Source organism: Streptomyces sennicomposti (assembly GCF_019890635.1).
GTDB lineage: Bacteria > Actinomycetota > Actinomycetes > Streptomycetales > Streptomycetaceae > Streptomyces > Streptomyces sennicomposti.
Map to the genome: position 1 here is coordinate 83143 of NZ_JAIOAB010000011.1, position 19115 is coordinate 102257.

A 19115-nucleotide genomic window follows, 5' to 3' on the forward strand; every position below is an offset into this window, starting at 1 on the left:
CCCGGTTTCGAGCCGGTCCCGGCGTCGGACCGGTGGCCGGGCTGGGCCGGCAGTCGGACTCGGGCCGGGGGCGGCCTCGGGGCGGTGGACGGGATCGGCCCCGGGCCGGCAGGCGGGACTCGGTCAGCCGAGGCGGCGGGGAAAATCGCGGGCGTCTTCGTGCGCCGCGCGGAACCATGGGGCATGCCCTCCGACGACTGGTACCTCACCACCGATCTGGACGACTTCCTCGCGCGAGCGGGGGAGTTCCTGCGCTCGCGTCCTGCGCGGCACACCGTCCCCCTGACCGTCACGGAGAATCTGCGCACCGGCGGGCTCCGCCTCTACGGCGACCGGGCGCCCGAGTTCGGCGTCCTGCGCGGCGACGGCGTGACCGGGGTGCGGGCGGCCTTCTTCCGCACCCCGCCGCATCCGCTGATGCTCACCGCCCTGACCGAGCGGGAGGCCGACGCGCTCGCCGGTCAGCTGGCCGGGGCGGGCCAGGAGCTGCCGGGCGTCAACGCCGACCGAGACACCGCCGCCGCGTTCGCCGCGGCCTGGCAGCGCCGTACCGGCGCGGGCGCCGTCCTCGACCGGCGGATGCGGCTCTACCGGCTCGGCGAGCTGACCGTGCCCCGCCCGGCGCCGCCGGGACGCGCGCGGCCGGCGGGCGAGGGCGACCGCGAGCTGCTGGCGCGGTGGTACGGGGAGTTCCACACCGCCATCGGCGAGAGCGCCGTCCGGCCCGCGGCGGACTGGGCCCGCGAGCGCGCCCGGCGCGGCGACATCCTGCTCTGGCAGACCCCGGACGGCGCCCCCGCCGCCATGGCCGGGCTGTCCCCGAAGGTCGCCGGGCAGATCCGGGTGAACGCCGTCTACACCCCCGCCCACCTTCGTGGACGCGGATACGCCGGGGCCGTCACCGCGGCGGTGAGCCGGGCCGCGGTGGACGCGGGGGCGGCGGAGGTCCTGCTCTTCACCGACCTCGCCAACCCCACCAGCAACGGCCTTTACCAGCACCTCGGTTACCGCCCGGTGACGGACTTCGCCCGGTACGCGTTCGAGTGAGCGGCCCGGTGGACGGACGGGAGAGCGGACGGACCGGACGAGCCGGGCGGACCCGAGGAGCGGCGGCCCCGGGAGGCGCGGCCCGGCCTCACGGCCACAGCAGTTCCCGGGTCCAGGCGGTGTCCTCCCCGTCCCGCCGGTAGCGCAGGCGTACGTGGCGGCGGCGGGCGTCGCCCTGGAAGAACTCGACCTCGGTGGGCCGCAGGCGGTACAGCGTCCAGGTCGGGGCCTCGGCGTCCGGTTCCGCGCCGGCCCGCTCCCAGGCCGCCCCGGAGGCCTCGGCCAGTTCCTCCAGCGAGCCGAGGACCTGGCTCTGGCGGCCGGTGAGGGCGGCGGCGAGGGCGCCGGTGGACCGCATCCGCAGATCCGCCCGCGCCTGCTCGGACGGGGCGGTGGCGACCGGGCCGCGGACCCGGACCTGGCGGCCGAGCACCGGCCAGTAGAAGGCGAGGGCCGCGTGCGGGCGGGCGGCCAGCTGCCGCCCCTTGCGGCTGTCGGCGTGGGTGGCGAAGGCCCAGCCGGCGGCGTCGGCGCCGTGCAGCATCACGATGCGGACGTCCGGGCGACCCTCCTCGTCGGCCGTCGCCAGCGACATCGTGTGCGGCTCGCGCTCACCGGCCGCGGCGGCCTCGCCGAGCCACGCGGCGAAGAGGGGGAGGGGCGCGTCGGGGGCGGCGGCGGGGTCGAGGCCGGGCAGCGTGGTGACCTCGGGGTCCCACACCCGCAGCGACTTCAGCAGCTCCTGGAGATCCGTGTCCATGCCCCGAGTATCGGCGCCGCGGCGCGGCGACGGCCGCCCGGGAGGGCCGTACGCGGTGAGCCGGTACGCCGCCGGCCCGTACCCCGGACCCGTACCCCATGGGGCCGTACAACGCGACAGGCGGCGGTCCACTCGGGTGAACCGCCGCCTGCCTGACAGGACTTGTGGCCGGGGGACCGGCGCCGTACCGGCTGCCGGTTATCTGCTCGGCTTCTTGCCGGTCATGCCCAGGTGCACCAACAGAGCGAGGTTCGGCTTGAGTTCGGCCTGCTTCACACCCCAGGAGGAGAAGCCCTTCTGGTGCGAGGCGACCGCGGCGAGCATCGCGACGAGGGAACCGGCGATCGCGGCCGGGTTCACGTCCTTGTCGATCTTGCCCTTGGACTGGAGTTCGGCAACCGAATCCGCGAGGGAACTGTTCACGGAGTTCAGGATCTTCATCCGCAGCTTGTAGAAGCGCTTGTCGCCCTCGGCCGCGCCGAGGTCCACGACGCGCAGGATCGCGTCGTTGCGCCGCCAGAACTCCAGGAATCCGTCCACGAGTTCCTGCGCCGTCTGCCAGCCGGCCTTGCCGACCCAGGAGCGGTCCCGCACCAGGTCGGTCAAATCGGCGCTCTCGGCCGCCATTTGCTCGGCGATCTCCAGGACGGCGCCCTCGACGTCCGGGAAGTACTGGTAGAAGGTCGCGGGCGAAGTGCCCGCCTTGCGGGCGACGTCGATGACTTTGACGTCCCGGTAGGGAGAAGAGCTGAGCATGTCGCTGAGGCAGTCGAGCAGCTTCTGCCGAGTCGCCTGCCCACGCCGCCCGGCCACGCGGCCGTCGACGGTACGCACTTGTCCTGTCATGTCGTCAGCTTACCGAGGGGTGATGGGAGCGCGATTCGGCCGACTGCAAATGGGGTGCGGGGGCCGATCGAGGCTGGTGTGCCTGGTCTGCGGGCTGCGGGTGAGCCGGTTACTTTGACGGCATGGCCGAAAACAGGGCATCCGCGTACACCGAAGGCGTCCCGTGCTGGGTGGACGCGCAGCTCCCCGACGTGGCGGCGGGCAAACGTTTCTACGGTCAGCTCTTCGGATGGGACTTCGAGGACGGTCAGGCCGCGTACGGCCGCTCCGTGCTGGCCCGGCTGGACGGCGAACCGGTGGCCGCGCTCACGCCGAAGACGGACGGCCGGATGCCCACCGTCTGGACGGTGTACTTCGCCGCCCCCGACCCCGAGGCGCTGGCCGGGCGGATCGTCGCCGGGGGCGGGCGGATCGTCGCCCCGGCGGCGAACGTGGGCGGGCTCGGCACGGCCGTCCTGGCCGCCGACCCCGAGGGCGCCGTCTTCGGCCTGTGGCAGCCGGCCGGCCGCGCGGGCTTCGGCCGCCGTCACGAGCCCGGCGCCTTCGCCTGGGCGCAGCTCTACACCCGCGACACCGAGGCCGCGAACACCTTCTACGGCTCCCTCTTCCACGACGCCCTCTTCGGCCCCGGCGCCCGCCCAGACTTCGGCCGCGCCCCCGTCTGCGACGTCTTCCCGGCCGAGATGCCGCCCCACTTCCTCGTCCACTTCCGGGTCGAGCGGGCCGGCGAGGCGCTGGACGCGGCGGTCGCGCTGGGCGGGCGGGTGCAGGTGCCGCCCTTCGAGACCTCCTACGGCACCGCCGCCGTCGTCGTGGACAATCAGGGGGCGTCCTTCGCCGTACTGGAGAGGTGAGGCGGCGCGGCCCCGGAGCCGTACCGGAAGGCGGCGCGGACCCGGCCGTACCGGAAGGGCCGCCGGTCCGGTCGCAACGGAACGACGGGACCCGGCCGGACCGGAACGGCGGCGCCCGCTCGTACCGGAAAGGTGAATTCGGTACGCGGTCCGGCTGGAAAGCACCGCTTTGGCGGAGAATTGCGGCGGGACATCCCGATTCGTCGGCGGGTTCGCAACCAGTGCCCCGGCCAGGAAGAATCGGGGTGCGTGCCGCCATGGCGGTGCGGTGGGTGAGACGCTGCACGGGGGCCGCGTACACAGGTGGTGACGCGGCTCGTACGGGGAGGTGGCAGGCAAGTGGATCAGCTGACGCAGCACGATCCGCGGCGGATCGGGCCGTTCGAGGTGCTGGGACGGCTGGGCGCCGGCGGCATGGGGCTGGTCTATCTCGCGCGCTCGGCGTCCGGGCGGCGGGTGGCGATCAAGACCGTCCGCACCGAGCTGGCCGAGGACCAGCTCTTCCGGGTCCGCTTCACGCGCGAGGTCGAGGCCGCGCGGGCGGTCTCCGGCTTCTACACGGCCGCGGTCGTGGACGCCGACCCGCGCGCCGCCGTGCCCTGGCTCGCCACCGCCTACGTCCCCGCGCCCTCCCTCGAGGAGATAGTGACCGAGTGCGGTCCGCTGCCGGCGCAGGCGGTGCGCTGGCTGGCGGCCGGGATCGCCGAGGCGCTGCAGTCCATCCACGGCGCCGGGCTGGTCCACCGCGACCTGAAGCCGTCCAACGTCCTCGTGGTGGAGGACGGGCCGCGGGTGATCGACTTCGGCATCGCCTCCGGTGTTTCGAACACCCGTTTGACGATGACGAACGTCGCCGTCGGCACCCCCGCCTACATGTCGCCCGAGCAGGCCAAGGACTCCCGCAGCGTCACCGGCGCCAGCGACGTCTTCTCGCTCGGCTCCACCCTCGTCTTCGCCGCCACCGGACACGCCCCCTTCCACGGCGCCAACCCGGTCGAGACCGTCTTCATGCTGCTGCGCGAGGGACCGGACCTCGAAGGGCTCCCGGACGAACTGCGCCCGCTGATCGAGTCCTGCATGCAGATGGACGCCACCGCCCGCCCCACCCCCGCCGACCTCCAGGCCCAGCTCGCCCCCCACCTCTTCGGCTCCGGCTCCGACGACAGCGGCACCGCCTCCGCCTGGCTGCCCGAGCCGGCGGTCGGCCTGATCGAGTCCCGCCGCGGCGGCCGTCCCGTCCCGCCGCCCACCTCGCCCGGCCCGCGGGGCGCGGGCCGCCCGCACGTGCCGCCGCCGCCCTCGCACGACCCGGTCGTCCCGGCCCCGCACCACCCGCCCGTCCCGGTGGGCGCGCCCGACCCCGGGCCGGTGCAGCTGGCCGGCGCCCGGGTGCCGATCGGACCCGGGCCGCGCGTCGCCGACGCCCGCGCCGCCGCCGTGAAGGCGCCCCCGCCCGAGGCCGGGCTCGCCGCCTCCTGGTCCAAGCCCCGCCCCGGCGCCGACCCGGTCGCCTCCGCCGTCGCCCCCCTGCCCGGCGGGCCGGCCGCGCCCGCCGTGCCGCCGGAGACCGCGCCCGGCTGGCGCCCCTGGCGCTTCCGCATGTCCAACGACGTCTGGGGCACCCCCGCCGTCGCCGGCGACCTGGTCTACGTCACCTCCTTCGAGGTGCACGCCCTGGACGTGGCCACCGGCCGCCGCCGCTTCAAGACCCGCGACGTGGCCTGGTCGACGGCGGTCGCCGACGGCCGCATCCACGCCTCCGACGGCCCCACCCTGTTCGCGCTGGACGCCCGCGAGGGCGCCGACCTGTGGCGGCTGCAGACCGACGCCTGGGTGTACACCCTCAAGGCCGACCGGGGCACCGTCGTCACCGGCACCCGCGGCGGCGGCGTCCAGGGCTGGGAGGCGGCCGGCGGGCAGAAGCTGTGGGAGATCACCGGCTGCCAGAGCGACTTCGAGACCCCCGAGGCCGGCCCCGCCCTCCACGACGGCACGGTCTACGTCTGGCAGGACGCCCGGCTGCGCGCCCTGGAGGCCCGCACCGGCGAGGAGCGCTGGTCCTACCCCATCGGCGACGCGGCCTCCTGCGGCGGCGTCCCGGTCCGCGTCACCCCCGCCCCCGATGGCTACGTCTACGTCTGCGCCGGCACCCGCGTCGTCGCCCTCGACGTGGCGAGCGGGCATGTGCGCTGGCACTTCGAGGCGCCCGCGGTGTTCCTGTGCCCGCCGGCCTTCGCCCCCGGCCCCGCCGTCACCGGCGGCGGCGTCTACCTCGCCGACTACCTCGGCACGGTCTACGCCCTGGACGCCACCGACGGCCGCGACCGCTGGCGCATCGCCACCGAGGCGCGGTCCGCGATCGACCCGGTGCTGGTGGCGGCCGGCCATGTGCACGTCGGCAGCGGCAAGGGCCTGTACACCCTGGACGCGGTGACCGGGACGCCCAAGTGGCGCTTCCAGTCCGGCGGCGAGATCGTCGGCTCCCCGGCGGTGGCCGAGGGCCGCATCCACTTCGGCTCCACGGACCACCTGCTGTACACGCTGAAGGCCGACGACGGCCGGCTGCGCTGGAAGCTGGCCACCGGCGGCGAGATCACCGGCTCCCCGGTGGTGCGCGACGGCGTCGTCTACGCCTGCAGCAAGGACCGCTGCGTGTACGCGCTGGACGCGGAGAAGGGCACGGGCACGGCCCGCACGACGTAGGAATCCGCCGCTGGTTGGTGACGGCCGTCGCACGGGATGCACGGAAGGGCTGGGCTCGGACGACGGCCGTCGTCACGGGTGAGCGGCCTGCGCCGCGTCACTGCTCGCACTCACGAAACTACGCCGGGTGCGCGACCCCCGCCACCCGACTGCCGGGCGGTCGATAGGGTGACCGCCATGCGGATACGGGGAGCACGGAAAGCACGCGGAACTCGGGGGCGGGGACGCAGTCTCCGGCTGGCGGCGGTGCTGGCGGCGACGGTGCTGGCGCTGACCGGCTTCTCCCGGGGCCACGGCCACGGTCACAGCGGTCACGGCGGGAGCGGCGGAGGCTGCAGCAGCTCGCACCAGGACCACGACAGCACGACGTCGTCCACGTCGGGCGGCCGGAGCGCGTACGACGACACCGACGACACGTACGGCGACGCCGACGCCGAGGACAGCTACGGCACCGGCGGCAGTTCGAGCGGCGGCTCCTCCAGCCGCCGCCCCGGGTACCGCTCCACACCCTCGGCCTCCGGCACGGCGAGCGGCGGCGACCTGGCCGCCGGCAAGGTGAGGCTGGTGAGCTGCGCGACGCAGAAGGCGCCGTACGCCACCGTCGAGGTCAGCAACCCCAACGGCGCCGGAGCGAAGTTCACCGCCTTCGTCGAATTCCGGGACGCCGAGGACGAGTCGGTCGCCTACAGGTCGGCCGAGGTCACCGTCCCGGCCGACGGCACGGCACGGGTCCGCGTCCCGCTGGACGACGGCGGCGTCAAGGACGACGGCCTGATCCACGAGGTCGACCACTGCGCCCCGGACCCGACCGCCCCGCCGCTCGACGACTGACGGCACGCCACCTGCGTACGCGTCACCTGCGTACGCGCCCGCGGGAAGCGGGCGCGTGGATGACCGGGGCCGGACATGCCTCGGCCGCGGCGGCTCCCCCTCGGTGCCACCGCGGCCGGTCCCCCCGGTCGGTGAAGGCCGGTCAGGCCTTCTCGTCCGTGGCGTGGGTGTTGTCCGGCGTGGCCACGCCGCCGTCCTCGCCCGCGGCCAGCGTGACCGGCTTCAGCGGCTCGCTGGTGGCGTGGGTGTTCAGCGTGGTCACCTCGGGGACCTCGGTCCCCTCCTCGGTCTTCTGCTCGGCGTCGCTCATGACTGCTCCCGTGATGCTTCGTGCTGACGAAAAAGGCCCGTCCGGCAACTCCCCCGAGGGCCGCCGGACGGGCACCTCTGGGCCGATACACCCTAAGGCGCGGCCGTACGGCGTTCCGTCCGCCCCCCGACGCGACGGAACGACACGACCGAGAGTGCCGGGTAGCGATAAACGAACGATGAACGCGCAGGAGCGACGTGTCAGGCGACCGCGCGCGGTTCGAGCAGCGACCGCACCTCTGCGGCCTCCGGTGCGCCCAAGCCCTCGAAGATACCGAGGGCTTCGCGCAGACAGACGTGGGCGCGCCCGGTGTGACCGATGCCGCTCAGCGCCCTGCCGAGCAGGGTGAGCACGTTCCCGCGCCGCCACTCGCCGCCGATCCCGCGGAGCAGGGTGAGCGCCGATTCGGCGTGGGTCGCGGCCTCGGCCAACCGCCGGGCGGCGAGATCGACCTCCGCCAGGCGGAAGAGGGTCATGCCCTCCCACAGGCGCTGCCGGCTGTCCCGGAACACGGCGAGCGCCTCTTCCAGGCGGTCGGCGGCCAGTTCGAGCCGGCCGCTCTGGGTGAGCGCGAGGCCGAGTGCATAGCGGCCGTTGGCCCCGCGCAGGGCGTGGCCCATGTCGTCGTACATGTCGGTCCCCTGCTGGGCCAGCGACACCGCGCTCGCGGTGCGGTCCGTCGCCAGGTGGATCCGCGAGAGGTTGCACAGGGCGCTGGCCTCCCCGGGGCGGTCCCCGGAGGAGCGGAAGTTCTCGATGGCGCGGGTCAGGTGCGTCTCCCCGGCGTCGTACCGGCTCTGGTACAGCGCGATGATCCCCAGCATGTTGGACGCCCAGCACTGGGGCAGCGGGTCGGCCGCCAGCTCCGCCAGCCGGACCGCTTCGGCGGCTTCCTGGTCCGCCAGCTCGAACCGGCCGGACGCGTGGTGGCCGTTGGCCAGCGTGACCAGGGCGCGGGCCTCCGCCCGCTGGTCCCCGGCGGCCTGTGCGGCGGCGCGGACGGCGGTCGCGGTCGTCTCGTACTCCTTCGAGTTCGCCCCCGACTCCGCCAGGTCGACCGCCGCCCACAGGACGTCCACGGCGCGGCGCAGCATGCCCGGCTGCTGGGTGCACTGGCGTACGCAGGCCAGCAGGGACACCGCCTCGGAGTACAGCCAGTCCTGGGCCGCGTGCCGGTCGGAGAAGGCGAGCCCCGGGTACTCCGCGCGCTCCAGGTGGTCGGCCAGGCGGTCGCCGGGGCGCTCGATGGAGTAGACGCCGGCGACGGTCGCCAGATAGAAGTCCAGCAGCCGCGACATTGCCGCGTCGCGTTCGCTCGGCGGGTGTTCGTCGCGTTCGGCGCAGGCGCGGGCGTAGAGGCGGACCAGGTCGTGGAAGCGGTAGCGGCCGGGGGCGGCGGACTCCAGCAGGGAGGTGTCGACCAGGGACTCCAGCAGGTCCTCGGTGTCCTCCACCGGGAGGTCCAGCACGGCGGCGGCCGCGGCCAGGGAGATGTCGGGGCCGTCGGCCAGGCCGAGCAGGCGGAAGGCGCGGGCCTGGGCCGGTTCCAGCTGGCCGTAGCCGAGTTCGAAGGTGGCCTTGACCGCGAGGTCGCCCGCCTGCAGCTCGTCCAGCCGCCGCCGCTCGTCGGCGAGTTTGGCCGCCAGCACCGACACCGTCCAGGTGCGGCGGGAGGCGAGCCGGGAGGCGGCGATGCGGATGGCCAGCGGGAGGAAGCCGCAGGCGGCCACCACGTCGAGGGCGGCCTCGCGCTCCGAGGACACCCGCTCCTCGCCGACGATCTTGGTGAAGAGGGACAGCGCCTCCTCCGGGCTCATCACGTCCAGGTCCACCAGGTGCGCCCCGGCGAGGTCCACCATCCGCACCCGCGAGGTGACCAGGGCCGCGCAGCCCTCCGTGCCCGGCAGCAGCGGCCTGACCTGCGCGGCGTCCCGGGCGTTGTCCAGCAGGACGAGCACCCGGCGGCCGTCCAGCACCGACCGGTACAGCGCCGCGCGCTCCTCCAGGGAGTCCGGGATCGCCGAGTCGGCGGTGCCGAGGGCGCGCAGGAAGGAGCCGAGGACGGTCTCCGGTTCGGCGGCGCGCGAGCCGGCGCCCTGGAGGTCGACGTAGAGCTGGCCGTCGGGGAAGGCCGACCGGGCCTGGTGGGCGACGTGCACGGCGAGCGTGGTCTTGCCGACGCCGCCGATCCCGGCCAGCGCGGAGACCGCCATCACCCGGCCGTCCGCCGACGCCAGCACCTCGCTCAGCTCGACCACGAACGCGGCACGGCCGGTGAAGTCGGGCACGGTCGCCGGGAGTTGCGCGGGGCGCACCGGAGCGGCCGCCGGTTCGGGCGGCGGGGCGGAGGGTTCGGCGAGGGCCGGGTCGGCCTGGAGGATGCGCTGCTGGAGGTCGCGCAGCTCCGGGCGCGGGTCCACGCCCAGTTCCTCGGCGAGCAGCCGGTGGGTGTCGGCGTAGACCGCGAGGGCCTCGGCCTGGCGGCCGCTGCGGTACAGGGCGAGCATCAGCAGTTCGCGCAGCCGCTCGCGCAGCGGGTGCGCGGCGGTCAGCGCGGTGAGTTCGGAGACGGCCTCCGCGTGGCAGCCCTGTTCGAGGTCCAGGTCGAGCCGGGCTTCGAGGAGTTGGAGCCGCCACTCCTCCAGGCGGGCGCGCTGCGCCTCGGCGTACGGGCCGGGCAGCCCGGCCAGCGGTTCGCCGTCCCACAGGGCGAGCGCGCCGCGCAGCGCCTCCCGGGCGCGGCCGAGGTCGCCGGCGGCGCGGGCCTTGTCGGCCGCCGCCGCGAGTTCCTGCGCCGCGGCCAGGTCGAGGGCGTCCTCGCCGAGGCCGCGCACGGCGTAGCCGCCGGACTCGCTGACCAGGATGTCCGGGTCGAGGGCCTTGCGCAGCCGGGAGGCGTAGGTGCGGACCGCGGCCAGCGCCTGGTGCGGCGGCTCCTCGCCCCACAGCGCGTCGATCAGCTCGGACGCGGTCGCGGTGCGGCCCTCGCGCAGCAACAGGGCGGCCAGCAGGGCGCGTTGCTGCGGTGAGCCGGTGTGCAGCGGTTCCTCGCCGCGCCAGGCGCGCACCGGGCCGAGGACGCCGAAGCGCAGTGGCGCCGGTGCTCCGGGCCCCCGCCGCTCAGGCATTCGCGGTACACCGTCCATCGCTGCCCCCTGGCCACCTGCCGAACAAACCACCATCGAGAGGCCAGTTTGCCTTGCTGGCACCGGATGCGTCAGCTCCGCGAGACGGCGATCACAGAGCGTGGTACCCGGCCTCACAAGGCCCTCACAATCGGGGGTCAGGGCTTGCGGCCCAGCCCGCCGTGCCGGCCGATCGGCCGCGGCGCGCCGGGGGCGCCCTCCGCGGCCGGTTCCGGCCGCCACAGCGGCACCGGCACCACGCCCGGCGGGACCGGTTCCAGGCCCGCGAAGAAGCCCTCGACGTCCTCGACGGGGCGCAGGAAGTACGGCGGCCGCCCTCCAGGCGGACGCCGTGGACCATGCCGTCGCCGAAGAACCAGTGCTCGGAGGCGGCGGCCGGGTGGGGGCCGTTGCGCGGGTATCAGCCGGTCGGCTCGGGCGGGACCGTGGCGGTGACCGGCAGGCCGTGGGCGGTGAGTCCCTCGGTGACGGGGGCGTGGTCGCCGGCCGGGCGGCGGGGTACGGCGGCCGGGGCGGCCGCGGCCACTCCCGCCGCGACGGCCACGGGCGCTCCCGCTCCGGCGCTCGGCGGGCGCCGCGCCCACGGCGGGCGCCTCCGCCACGCGCGAGCCCGAGCGCGTCACCTATGCCGTCGCCGTCGAGTGACCTGAGCGTCCGCGTCCCGCCGGCCGCGCCGCCGCGGCCACCGGTCCGGTGGCCGGAAACGCGCTCGCGTGACCGGCGGCCGTCCGCGGGACCCGCCCGGGCCGCTCCCGGTCGGCGGAGCGCGGCCGGTCAGGCCCCGGCCCCTGGCCTGTGTCGTGCGCCGCCCACCGCGACCCAGGGGTCAAGCCCCCGTGTCCCTGCCGTACGCCCCTCACCCGCGCCGCCGGGACCCGCCGGAACCCGGACTTGATCACCGCGTCCGTATGCTCGAAGGATGACGACTTCCGCGACCTCCGGAACCGGACCCACCGAGAACTCCCTGCGTCGCGCGCTCAAACGGGCCCGGGACGGCGTCGCCCTCGACGTCGCCGAGGCCGCGGTGCTGCTCCAGGCCCGCGGCGAGCACCTCGACGACCTCGCCGCCTCCGCCGCGCGGGTGCGCGACGCGGGACTGGAGGCGGCCGGCCGGCCCGGCGTCATCACCTACTCCAAGAGCGTGTTCATCCCGCTGACCCGGCTGTGCCGCGACAAGTGCCACTACTGCACCTTCGTCACCGTCCCCGGCAAGCTCCGCCGCGCCGGCCACGGGATGTTCATGTCCCCCGACGAAGTCCTCGACATCGCCCGCAAGGGCGCCGAACTCGGCTGCAAGGAAGCCCTGATCACCCTGGGCGACAAGCCCGAGGACCGCTGGCCCGAGGCCCGCGAGTGGCTCGACGCGCACGGCTACGACGACACCATCGCCTACGTCCGCGCCGTCTCGATCCGCATCCTGGAGGAGACGGGCCTGCTGCCCCACCTCAACCCGGGCGTCCTGACCTGGACCGACTTCCAGCGGCTCAAGCCGGTCGCGCCCTCCATGGGCATGATGCTGGAGACCACCGCGACCCGCCTGTGGTCCGAGCCGGGCGGCCCCCACCACGGCTCCCCGGACAAGGAACCCGCCGTCCGGCTCCGGGTGCTGGAGGACGCCGGACGCTCCTCCGTGCCGTTCACCTCGGGCATCCTCATCGGCATCGGCGAGACGTACGAGGAGCGCGCCGAGTCCCTGTTCGCGCTGCGCAAGGTCGCCCGCGCCTACCACGGCGTCCAGGAGCTGATCATCCAGAACTTCCGCGCCAAGCCGGACACGGCGATGCGCGGCATGCCGGACGCCGAACTGGACGACCTGGTCGCCACGGTCGCCGTCGCCCGCCACATCATGGGCCCCTCGGCCTGCCTCCAGGCCCCGCCCAACCTGGTCGACGGCGAGTACGAGCGGCTCATCGGCGCCGGTATCGACGACTGGGGCGGCGTCTCCCCGCTCACCATCGACCACGTCAACCCCGAGCGCCCCTGGCCGCAGATCGACAGACTCGCCGAGAAGTCCCGCGCGGCCGGCTTCGAGCTGCGCGAACGCCTCTGCGTCTACCCGGAGTTCGTCACCCGCGGCGAACCCTGGCTGGACCCCCGGCTGCTGCCGCACGTACGCGCCCTGGCCGACCCGGCGACCGGCCTCGCCCGCGAGGACGCCGTCGTGACGGGCCGCCCGTGGCAGGAGCCGGACGAGGCGTTCACCGCCTTCGGCCGCACCGACCTGCACGCCTCCATCGACACCGAGGGCCGCACCACCGACCGCCGCGACGACTTCGACGAGGTCTACGGCGACTGGGACGCCCTGCGCGAGGCGGCCGCCCCCGGCATGGCGCCCGAGCGCATCGACACGGACGTACGGCAGGCGCTGCGCACGGCCGCCGACGACCCGACGAAGCTCACCGACGCCGAGGCCCTGGCCCTGCTGCACGCGGACGGGCCCGCGCTGGACGCCCTGTGCCGGATCGCCGACGACGTGCGCCGGGCGGCGGTGGGCGACGACGTGACGTACATCGTCACCCGGAACATCAACTTCACCAACGTCTGCTACACCGGCTGCCGGTTCTGCGCCTTCGCGCAGCGCCGCACCGACGCCGACGCCTACACCCTCTCCCTGGACCAGGTCGCCGACCGGGCGCAGCAGGCGTGGGAGGTGGGCGCGGTCGAGGTGTGCATGCAGGGCGGCATCCACCCGGACCTGCCCGGCACGGCGTACTTCGACATCGCGAAGGCCGTCAAGGAACGCGTCCCGGGGATGCACGTGCACGCCTTCTCGCCGATGGAGGTGGTCAACGGCGCGACCCGCACCGGCCTGTCGATCCGCGAGTGGCTGACGGCTGCAAAGGAGGCCGGGCTCGACACCATCCCCGGCACGGCGGCGGAGATCCTGGACGACGAGGTCCGCTGGGTGCTGACCAAGGGCAAGCTGCCCACGGCGACCTGGATCGAGGTGGTGACGACCGCGCACGAGCTGGGCATCCGCTCGTCCTCGACCATGATGTACGGCCACGTCGACCAGCCCCGGCACTGGCTCGGCCACTTCCGCACCCTGGCCCGTATCCAGCAGGAGACGGGCGGCTTCACGGAGTTCGTCACCCTGCCGTTCGTGCACACCAACGCCCCCGTCTACCTGGCCGGCATCGCCCGCCCCGGCCCGACCGTGCGGGACAACCGGGCGGTCACCGCGATGGCCCGGCTGCTGCTGCACCCGCACATCCCGAACATCCAGACCAGCTGGGTCAAGCTCGGCGCCGAGGGCGCGGCCGAGATGCTGCGCTCGGGCGCCAACGACGTCGGCGGCACGCTGATGGAGGAGACGATCTCGCGGATGGCGGGCTCCTCCTACGGGTCGTACAAGTCGGTCAAGGACCTCGTCGCGGTGGCGGCGGCGGCCGGCCGGCCGGCGAAGCCGCGCACCACGCTGTACGGCGAGGTGCCCGAGGAGCGGCAGCGCGCGGCGGCGGCCTCCGACGGCCATCTGCCCGAGCTGCTGCCGGTGCTGGAGTAGCCGGGACGGGCCGTCCGGAGCGCCCGGCCGCCGGTGGCCGGACAGGCCGGGGCACGGGCGGCTCGCAGTAGGATGATCCGGCCCCCGGAGGAGGGGTCGAACAGCCGAGGAGATGCGTGCCCATGCCGGCCCGAATACCTTCGTGGGCCTGGGTCAGCGGCCTGACCGTGGGAGCCGTGGCGGCGGTCGCCGTGCTCGCCGTCCAGGCCGACCACGGCCCGCAGCCCACGGCCGCGACCGCCCGCCCGAGCACCTCGGCGTCGGCCGGCGCCCACCACCCGGCCGCCTCGCCCAAGCCCAGCACCCCGCCCGAGCCCCCGGCCGGCTCGGGCACCGGCCGCCGCGTGGTCTACTCGCTCGGCCAGAAGCGGGTGTGGCTGATGGACGTGCGCGGCATGCCGGTGCGCACCTTCACCGTCTGGCCCGGCACGGTCAGCCCGGACCCGGGCGCCTACGCGATCTCCCAGCGGGTGCCGGCCACCACGGGCTCGGACGGCACGAAGATCGAGCACATCATGTACTTCGCCGGCAAGGCGGGCATCTTCATCGCCTTCAGCAACGCCGTGGACGGCGCCTCGCCGCCGCCGGTCGCCCCCGACGTCAAGACGGGCGGCGTCCGCACGGGCAAGGCCGACGGCGCGGCGCTGTGGACGTTCGCGGAGAAGGGGACGCGGGTGGTCGTCGTCGCCTAGCGACGGCGCCCCGCTCCGTCCCGAGGCGGGCGCCCCCTCCGCGTCCGCCCCCGCCGCGTCCGCTCCCTCTCGCCTGGTCCGCCGGAAATCGCCCCCTGAACACAGCCTTCCCGTTCGACTACAGTGCCGAGCGTCGTACATACGGACGGTGCCGTGAGGGAGGTCTGGGTGAGTACGACGTGAGTGCGGCGACCGGTGTCGTCTGGGGGCGTGCCGAGCAGCAGGACTTCCGCAGCCGGGTGCGCGGCACCCTGCTCGGGGCGGCGCTCGGCGATGCGCTCGGCGCGCCGGTGGACCGCCTCGACCTGGCCGGGATCCAGGCGGCGCACGGCCCCGAGGGCGTCGTGGACCTGCTGCCCGCCCACGGCCGGCGCGGCGCGGTCTCGCACCTCACCCAGCTCACCCTGTTCTCCGTGGACGGCCTGATCCGCGCCCAGGTGCGCCGCGACACCGGCGCCTGGCACCCGCCGACCGATCTGCACCGGGCCTATCTGCGGTGGGCGGCCACCCAACGCGACTGGGGCCCCGACGAACGCCGCGCGGAGGACGGCTGGCTGGCCCGCGAGGAGTGGCTCTACGCCCGCCGGGACGCCACGCGGGCGCTGCTCCTCGGCTTCGGCGACGAGGTCATGGGCACCCTGGAGGCGCCCAAGAACCCCGGCGAGCCCGGACCGGAGGCCGCCGCCCGGTCGGCGCCGTTCGGGCTGCTCGTCGGGTGGGAGCCGCAGCTCGTCGTGCAGCTCGCCGTCGAGTGCGCCGCGCAGTCCCACGGCCACCCCTCCGCGTGCCTGGCGGCGGGGGCGTACGCCGTGATCGTGCACGCGCTGGCCCGGGGCGACGATCTGGACGGCGCGGTGCAGAAGGCGCTGGCGCTGCTGGCCGTACGGCCCGGGCACCAGCCGGTGTCGGACGCCCTCCAGCACGCCCTCGGCGCGGTCCGGCAGGGCATGCCGGGGCCGGGACGGGTGGCGGAGCTGGCGGGGGAGGGCACCGCGGAGGAGTCGCTGGCGGTCGCGGTGTACTGCGCGCTGGTCGGCGAGGACGTACGGCACGGCCTGTGCCTGGCGGTGAACCAGGACGGCCCCTCGGGCGCGGCCGGCGCGCTCACCGGCGGGCTGCTCGGCGCCCTGCACGGCGAGACGGCCCTCCCGCCGGCCTGGCTGGCCGAACTGGAGGGCCGCCCCACGCTGCTGGTGCTGGCGGACGACTTCGCGATGGAGATGACCCAGGGCCCAGCGCTGCACGGCCCCACCGGCTCCTCCCCGGGCTGGCTGGCCCGCTACCCGAGGGGAACCTAGCCCCCCGCTACGACCGCGGGGCGCCCCCGCTACGACCGCGAGGCGCCCCCGCTACGACCGCGAGGCGCCGATGCTACGGCCGCGGGGTGCCGATGCTACGACCGAGGGGCGCCGACCGCGTCGTCGCCCGCGCCCGCCGGGGCAGAGCAGAGCCCCCTCGGCAAGGACGGCGGGCTCGTCGAGAGGGCTCTCGGTGGTGCGTATTCAGCTGTCGTGGTGCTGTGTCCTGCGATGGTGCGCGGCGCTGCTCGGGGCGCCGGAGGGGGAGAGGAGGGGGTCCTCCCGCTCACGCCTTCATCGAGTGGACGAAGGAGTTCCACGCGTCGGCGGGGAAGCCGAGCACCGGACCCTCGGGAACCTTGGAGTCCCGTACGGCCATGGCCGCGACGACCGGCGACTTGATCTCGACGCACGCGCCGTTGCCCGTGGAGTACGAGGACTTGGTCCACGTCTCCGTGGCGCCCTGACGAATTGCCATTTCTGCTCCGGAATGCGAGTGGAGTGGTTGAATTGCTGACACCGCACGACGCGTCGGAAACCCACAGCGCGGTTCACGCCAACGTTCTTGCTCGATGGCGTGATCGACGCTACTCGCCGGGCTCGGTCTCGCAGGAAACCCGTTCACTCGTCCGAATGGCTTTTTTCAACAGGTCTTCCGTAAAAGCGGGTTCACGGTGTACCGTCCCGCCCGCTCATCGTCGGTTCACCGGTTCACCGGTTCACCGGTTCACCGGCTCACCGGTTCACCGGCTCACCGGCCCGCGTGTTTCTTGGCGATGTCCGCGATGAACTGGCGCGACTGCTCGACGTTCAGCGCCTGCGCCCGCAGGTGCTCGTACATCACGCTGTACTTCTGCACGTCGTTGGCCTTCTCCAGGTACAGGTCGCTGGTGACGCCCTCGATGTAGACGACGCTGGAGTCCGCCGCGTCCGGGAACTCCAGGATGGCGTACTGCCCGTTCAGGCCCGGGTGCGCGCCCATGTCGAACGGGATCACCTGCACGGTGACGTGCGGCAGCCGGGACTGCTCCACCAGGTGCTCCAACTGGTCGCGCATCACGTCGGAGTTGCCGACGATGCGGTGCAGAGCGGCCTCGTCGAGCACGGTCCACAGCCGCAGCGGGTTCTCCGCGGCGGAGATTCGTTCCTGCCGCCGCAGCCGCACCTGGACGCGCTTGTCGACGTCCGCGGGCGCCGTCTCCGGCAGCGCGCCGGCGATCAGCGCCTCCGCGTACTGCCGGGTCTGCAGCAGGCCCGGGACGACCTGCGGATCGTAGACCCTCAGGCTCGCCGCGTCCGTCTCCAGACCGATGTAGACGCTGTACGGGATGTCGCCGAAGGAGTGCCACCAGCCCTGCTGGCGCGAGTCCTTGGCCATCTGCATCAGCGAGTCGACGATCCGGTGGTCCTCCACCTCGTAGACCCCGCACAGATCGCGGACGTCGCGCTGGCTGATGCTGCGCCGGCCGTTCTCCAGGCGGCTGATCTTCGACTGCGACACCAGCAGCCGCTCCGCCACCTCCTCGGCGGTCATGCCCTTGAGCTCGCGGAGCCTGCGCAGCTCCTGGCCCAGTCGGCGCCGCCTGACGGTGGGATTGACATTGGACGCCACGGGACGTGCACCTCCGGCTGCGTGCCTCTACTTTGCGTATCTGCTGTTGAGCAGATTGCCACCAAGGTGCTTCTTACCGCTGGGAAACGCCGGATATGCGGGCGCTGCGCGCCAGTTCGCATGTTCAGTGGATCGGGTGGAGCGTGTAGAGCGGGTGGAGCGGGTGGACCGTGGGACGGCGGGGGCCCGCCCCGTGGGCACGGCTGAGCGGGGTGGGGAGACCCTGGAGTCTCCCCACCCCGCTCAGCCTGCGGCTCCCGAACCGGGACTTGGGGACGTGCGGTGCGGCGGTGGCGCGCGGTGCGCGCGTCGGGGTGCGCCGGGTGCGGTCCGCGCGGCGGGTGGTGCCGCGCGGTGCACGGTGTGCGCGGGTGGTGCTGTGCGGGTGTTCCGCGAGCGGTGTTGTGCGCGTGTTCGGGGTGGGCGCGTCGTGCGCCCGGGTTGCCGCCGGCGCCGCCTCAGTGGGCCACGGCGCGCGCCATGGACCCGTGGTGCGGCTGCATCGGGACGCCGCGGGCCGGTTCCGGTCCGGACCTGGCCCCGGCGGGCTGCCGGCCGGCCGTGGCCTGACCGCGGCGGGGCTGGGCCGCCACGCCGTTCTGGACGTCCATCACGGCGTGCGCGACGAGTCCGCCCATCGGGTCGTGCCGGATCAGGTCCCGCAGCCGGGAACGGGACGAGCGGCCCTCGTTCCCCGGATACAGGTGCTTGCCGAGACCGACCGCGTGGGCCAGCGCGGCGAGCGCCGCCGTCCGCGGGTCCGGCGGCACGCCGGTACGGATCGCGGAATCCAGCCGGGCCTTGATCTCCCGGCTGATCGCCGTGTCCGTCGCCTGGTAGCGCGTCGTCGGCAGCACCCCGCACATCTGGCCGGGCACGGCGGCGACCATGCCGCACCGCTCCAGATGCGAGAGGTAGGTCTGGCGGAGCCCGAGCCGGGGTCCGCCGATCCAGTGGACGGCCCGTACCGGAGCGCCGCGCCTTCGCAGCAACTCCAACGCGCAGTCCAGTGTCGGATCTCCTGTCGGCCGTGGCACCACCACGGCGATACGATCCCCGTCTGGGGCTATCCGTCCGGCCAGCGCCAGCTCCACTAGCTGCGCTCCGGCCAGACCCAGGTCGAGCGACTGCGGCTGCGCAGTGGTACCCGTGGCCGGGTCCAGTGCCAGCAGCAGAAGCTCCTCCGGAAGTGTTCTGCGGCTCCTGCCCATCCATGCCTCCCCGCGTGGATGAATGACAGGGTGACCCCTCTCACATTGGTCTGTCGAGGGTGCGTGACCGGTTCGTAGTGGAACCAGTAGGTATGTCGTTCTCGTCTACCGGTCGGGTTTGGTCCGCACACAGGACACTGGTACATGGTTCGGACAGCGGTACGACCGGGTGGCACGACCGGTCGGGACCGGCCGGCGTCCAGGTGGCGGTTCACGGTTCGGTAGCCGTACGCGGGGTGCGGCACATGAGGAGGCATCGGTGGCGGGCGAGTCCCCCGACAGGTCGAAGCAGCGCGAGTC

At 74.3% G+C, this 19115-nt stretch carries 15 protein-coding genes and 1 pseudogene; 7 read left to right on the forward strand and 9 right to left on the reverse strand.

Going from position 1 to position 19115, the window contains the following annotated elements; translation table 11 throughout:
• The first annotated feature begins 183 nt into the window (after positions 1-183).
• Positions 184-1047 (forward strand): GNAT family N-acetyltransferase, encoded by an 864-nt coding sequence (locus K7787_RS09445; protein WP_223001106.1) that lies wholly within the window; start codon positions 184-186, stop codon positions 1045-1047.
• An 88-nt stretch (positions 1048-1135) separates the two neighbouring features.
• On the opposite strand, the gene K7787_RS09450 is transcribed toward K7787_RS09445, so the two are convergent.
• Positions 1136-1807, reverse strand: a complete 672-nt coding sequence (locus tag K7787_RS09450) for a pyridoxine/pyridoxamine 5'-phosphate oxidase (protein ID WP_223001107.1) — start codon at positions 1805-1807, stop codon at positions 1136-1138.
• 198 nt (positions 1808-2005) lie between these two features.
• The gene (locus K7787_RS09455) at positions 2006-2641 is read right to left on the reverse strand and encodes a TetR family transcriptional regulator (protein WP_009189165.1); all 636 of its coding nucleotides are present in this window, start codon (positions 2639-2641) and stop codon (positions 2006-2008) included.
• Positions 2642-2775: 134 nt separating this feature from the next.
• On the opposite strand from K7787_RS09455, the gene kbpA reads away from it, so the two are divergent.
• From kbpA to K7787_RS09470, 3 genes are all read left to right on the forward strand, one after another.
• A complete protein-coding gene (gene kbpA, locus K7787_RS09460; protein ID WP_009189164.1) occupies positions 2776-3507 on the forward strand; it encodes an AfsK-binding protein KbpA in 732 nt (243 codons plus the stop codon).
• Positions 3508-3846: 339 nt separating this feature from the next.
• Positions 3847-6210 (forward strand): protein serine/threonine kinase AfsK, encoded by a 2364-nt coding sequence (afsK, locus tag K7787_RS09465; protein ID WP_223001108.1) that lies wholly within the window; start codon positions 3847-3849, stop codon positions 6208-6210.
• Positions 6211-6456: 246 nt separating this feature from the next.
• A complete protein-coding gene (locus K7787_RS09470) occupies positions 6457-7041 on the forward strand; it encodes a hypothetical protein (protein ID WP_223001109.1) in 585 nt (194 codons plus the stop codon).
• A gap of 142 nt (positions 7042-7183) precedes the next feature.
• Here K7787_RS09470 and K7787_RS09475 read toward each other — a convergent pair whose 3' ends face one another.
• From K7787_RS09475 to K7787_RS32255, 4 genes and pseudogenes are all read right to left on the reverse strand, one after another.
• Positions 7184-7351: a hypothetical protein gene (locus K7787_RS09475; protein ID WP_156301883.1), complete on the reverse strand. Its 168-nt coding sequence runs from the start codon at positions 7349-7351 to the stop codon at positions 7184-7186.
• A 200-nt stretch (positions 7352-7551) separates the two neighbouring features.
• Positions 7552-10497 (reverse strand): SARP-family global regulator AfsR, encoded by a 2946-nt coding sequence (gene afsR / locus K7787_RS09480; RefSeq protein ID WP_164391356.1) that lies wholly within the window; start codon positions 10495-10497, stop codon positions 7552-7554.
• A gap of 137 nt (positions 10498-10634) precedes the next feature.
• Positions 10635-10814 (reverse strand): annotated as a pseudogene (locus K7787_RS09485) (SAM-dependent methyltransferase); the annotation flags it as partial.
• A gap of 83 nt (positions 10815-10897) precedes the next feature.
• On the reverse strand, positions 10898-11041 hold the full coding sequence (locus K7787_RS32255; protein ID WP_308036320.1) for a hypothetical protein: 144 nt from the start codon (positions 11039-11041) through the stop codon (positions 10898-10900).
• 375 nt (positions 11042-11416) lie between these two features.
• Between K7787_RS32255 and K7787_RS09495 the strand changes: the two genes are divergently transcribed.
• From K7787_RS09495 to K7787_RS09505, 3 genes are all read left to right on the forward strand, one after another.
• The gene (locus K7787_RS09495; RefSeq protein WP_223001110.1) at positions 11417-14002 is read left to right on the forward strand and encodes a bifunctional FO biosynthesis protein CofGH; all 2586 of its coding nucleotides are present in this window, start codon (positions 11417-11419) and stop codon (positions 14000-14002) included.
• Between the two features lie 122 nt (positions 14003-14124).
• Positions 14125-14694 carry a hypothetical protein gene (locus tag K7787_RS09500; protein ID WP_164391886.1) on the forward strand — a complete coding sequence of 190 codons (570 nt, stop codon included), beginning with the start codon at positions 14125-14127 and terminating at the stop codon, positions 14692-14694.
• 179 nt (positions 14695-14873) lie between these two features.
• Complete coding sequence (locus tag K7787_RS09505) at positions 14874-15992, forward strand: ADP-ribosylglycohydrolase family protein (RefSeq protein WP_009189156.1); 1119 nt, start codon at positions 14874-14876, stop codon at positions 15990-15992.
• A gap of 286 nt (positions 15993-16278) precedes the next feature.
• Here the strand turns inward: K7787_RS09505 and K7787_RS09510 are convergent, their stop codons facing one another.
• From K7787_RS09510 to K7787_RS09520, 3 genes are all read right to left on the reverse strand, one after another.
• A complete protein-coding gene (locus K7787_RS09510) occupies positions 16279-16470 on the reverse strand; it encodes a DUF397 domain-containing protein (protein ID WP_009189155.1) in 192 nt (63 codons plus the stop codon).
• Between the two features lie 273 nt (positions 16471-16743).
• Entirely contained in the window at positions 16744-17604 is an 861-nt protein-coding gene (locus K7787_RS09515; RefSeq protein WP_223001111.1) for a helix-turn-helix domain-containing protein, read from the reverse strand.
• Positions 17605-18062: 458 nt separating this feature from the next.
• A complete protein-coding gene (locus K7787_RS09520) occupies positions 18063-18815 on the reverse strand; it encodes a GOLPH3/VPS74 family protein (protein ID WP_009189153.1) in 753 nt (250 codons plus the stop codon).
• Positions 18816-19115: the final 300 nt, after the last annotated feature.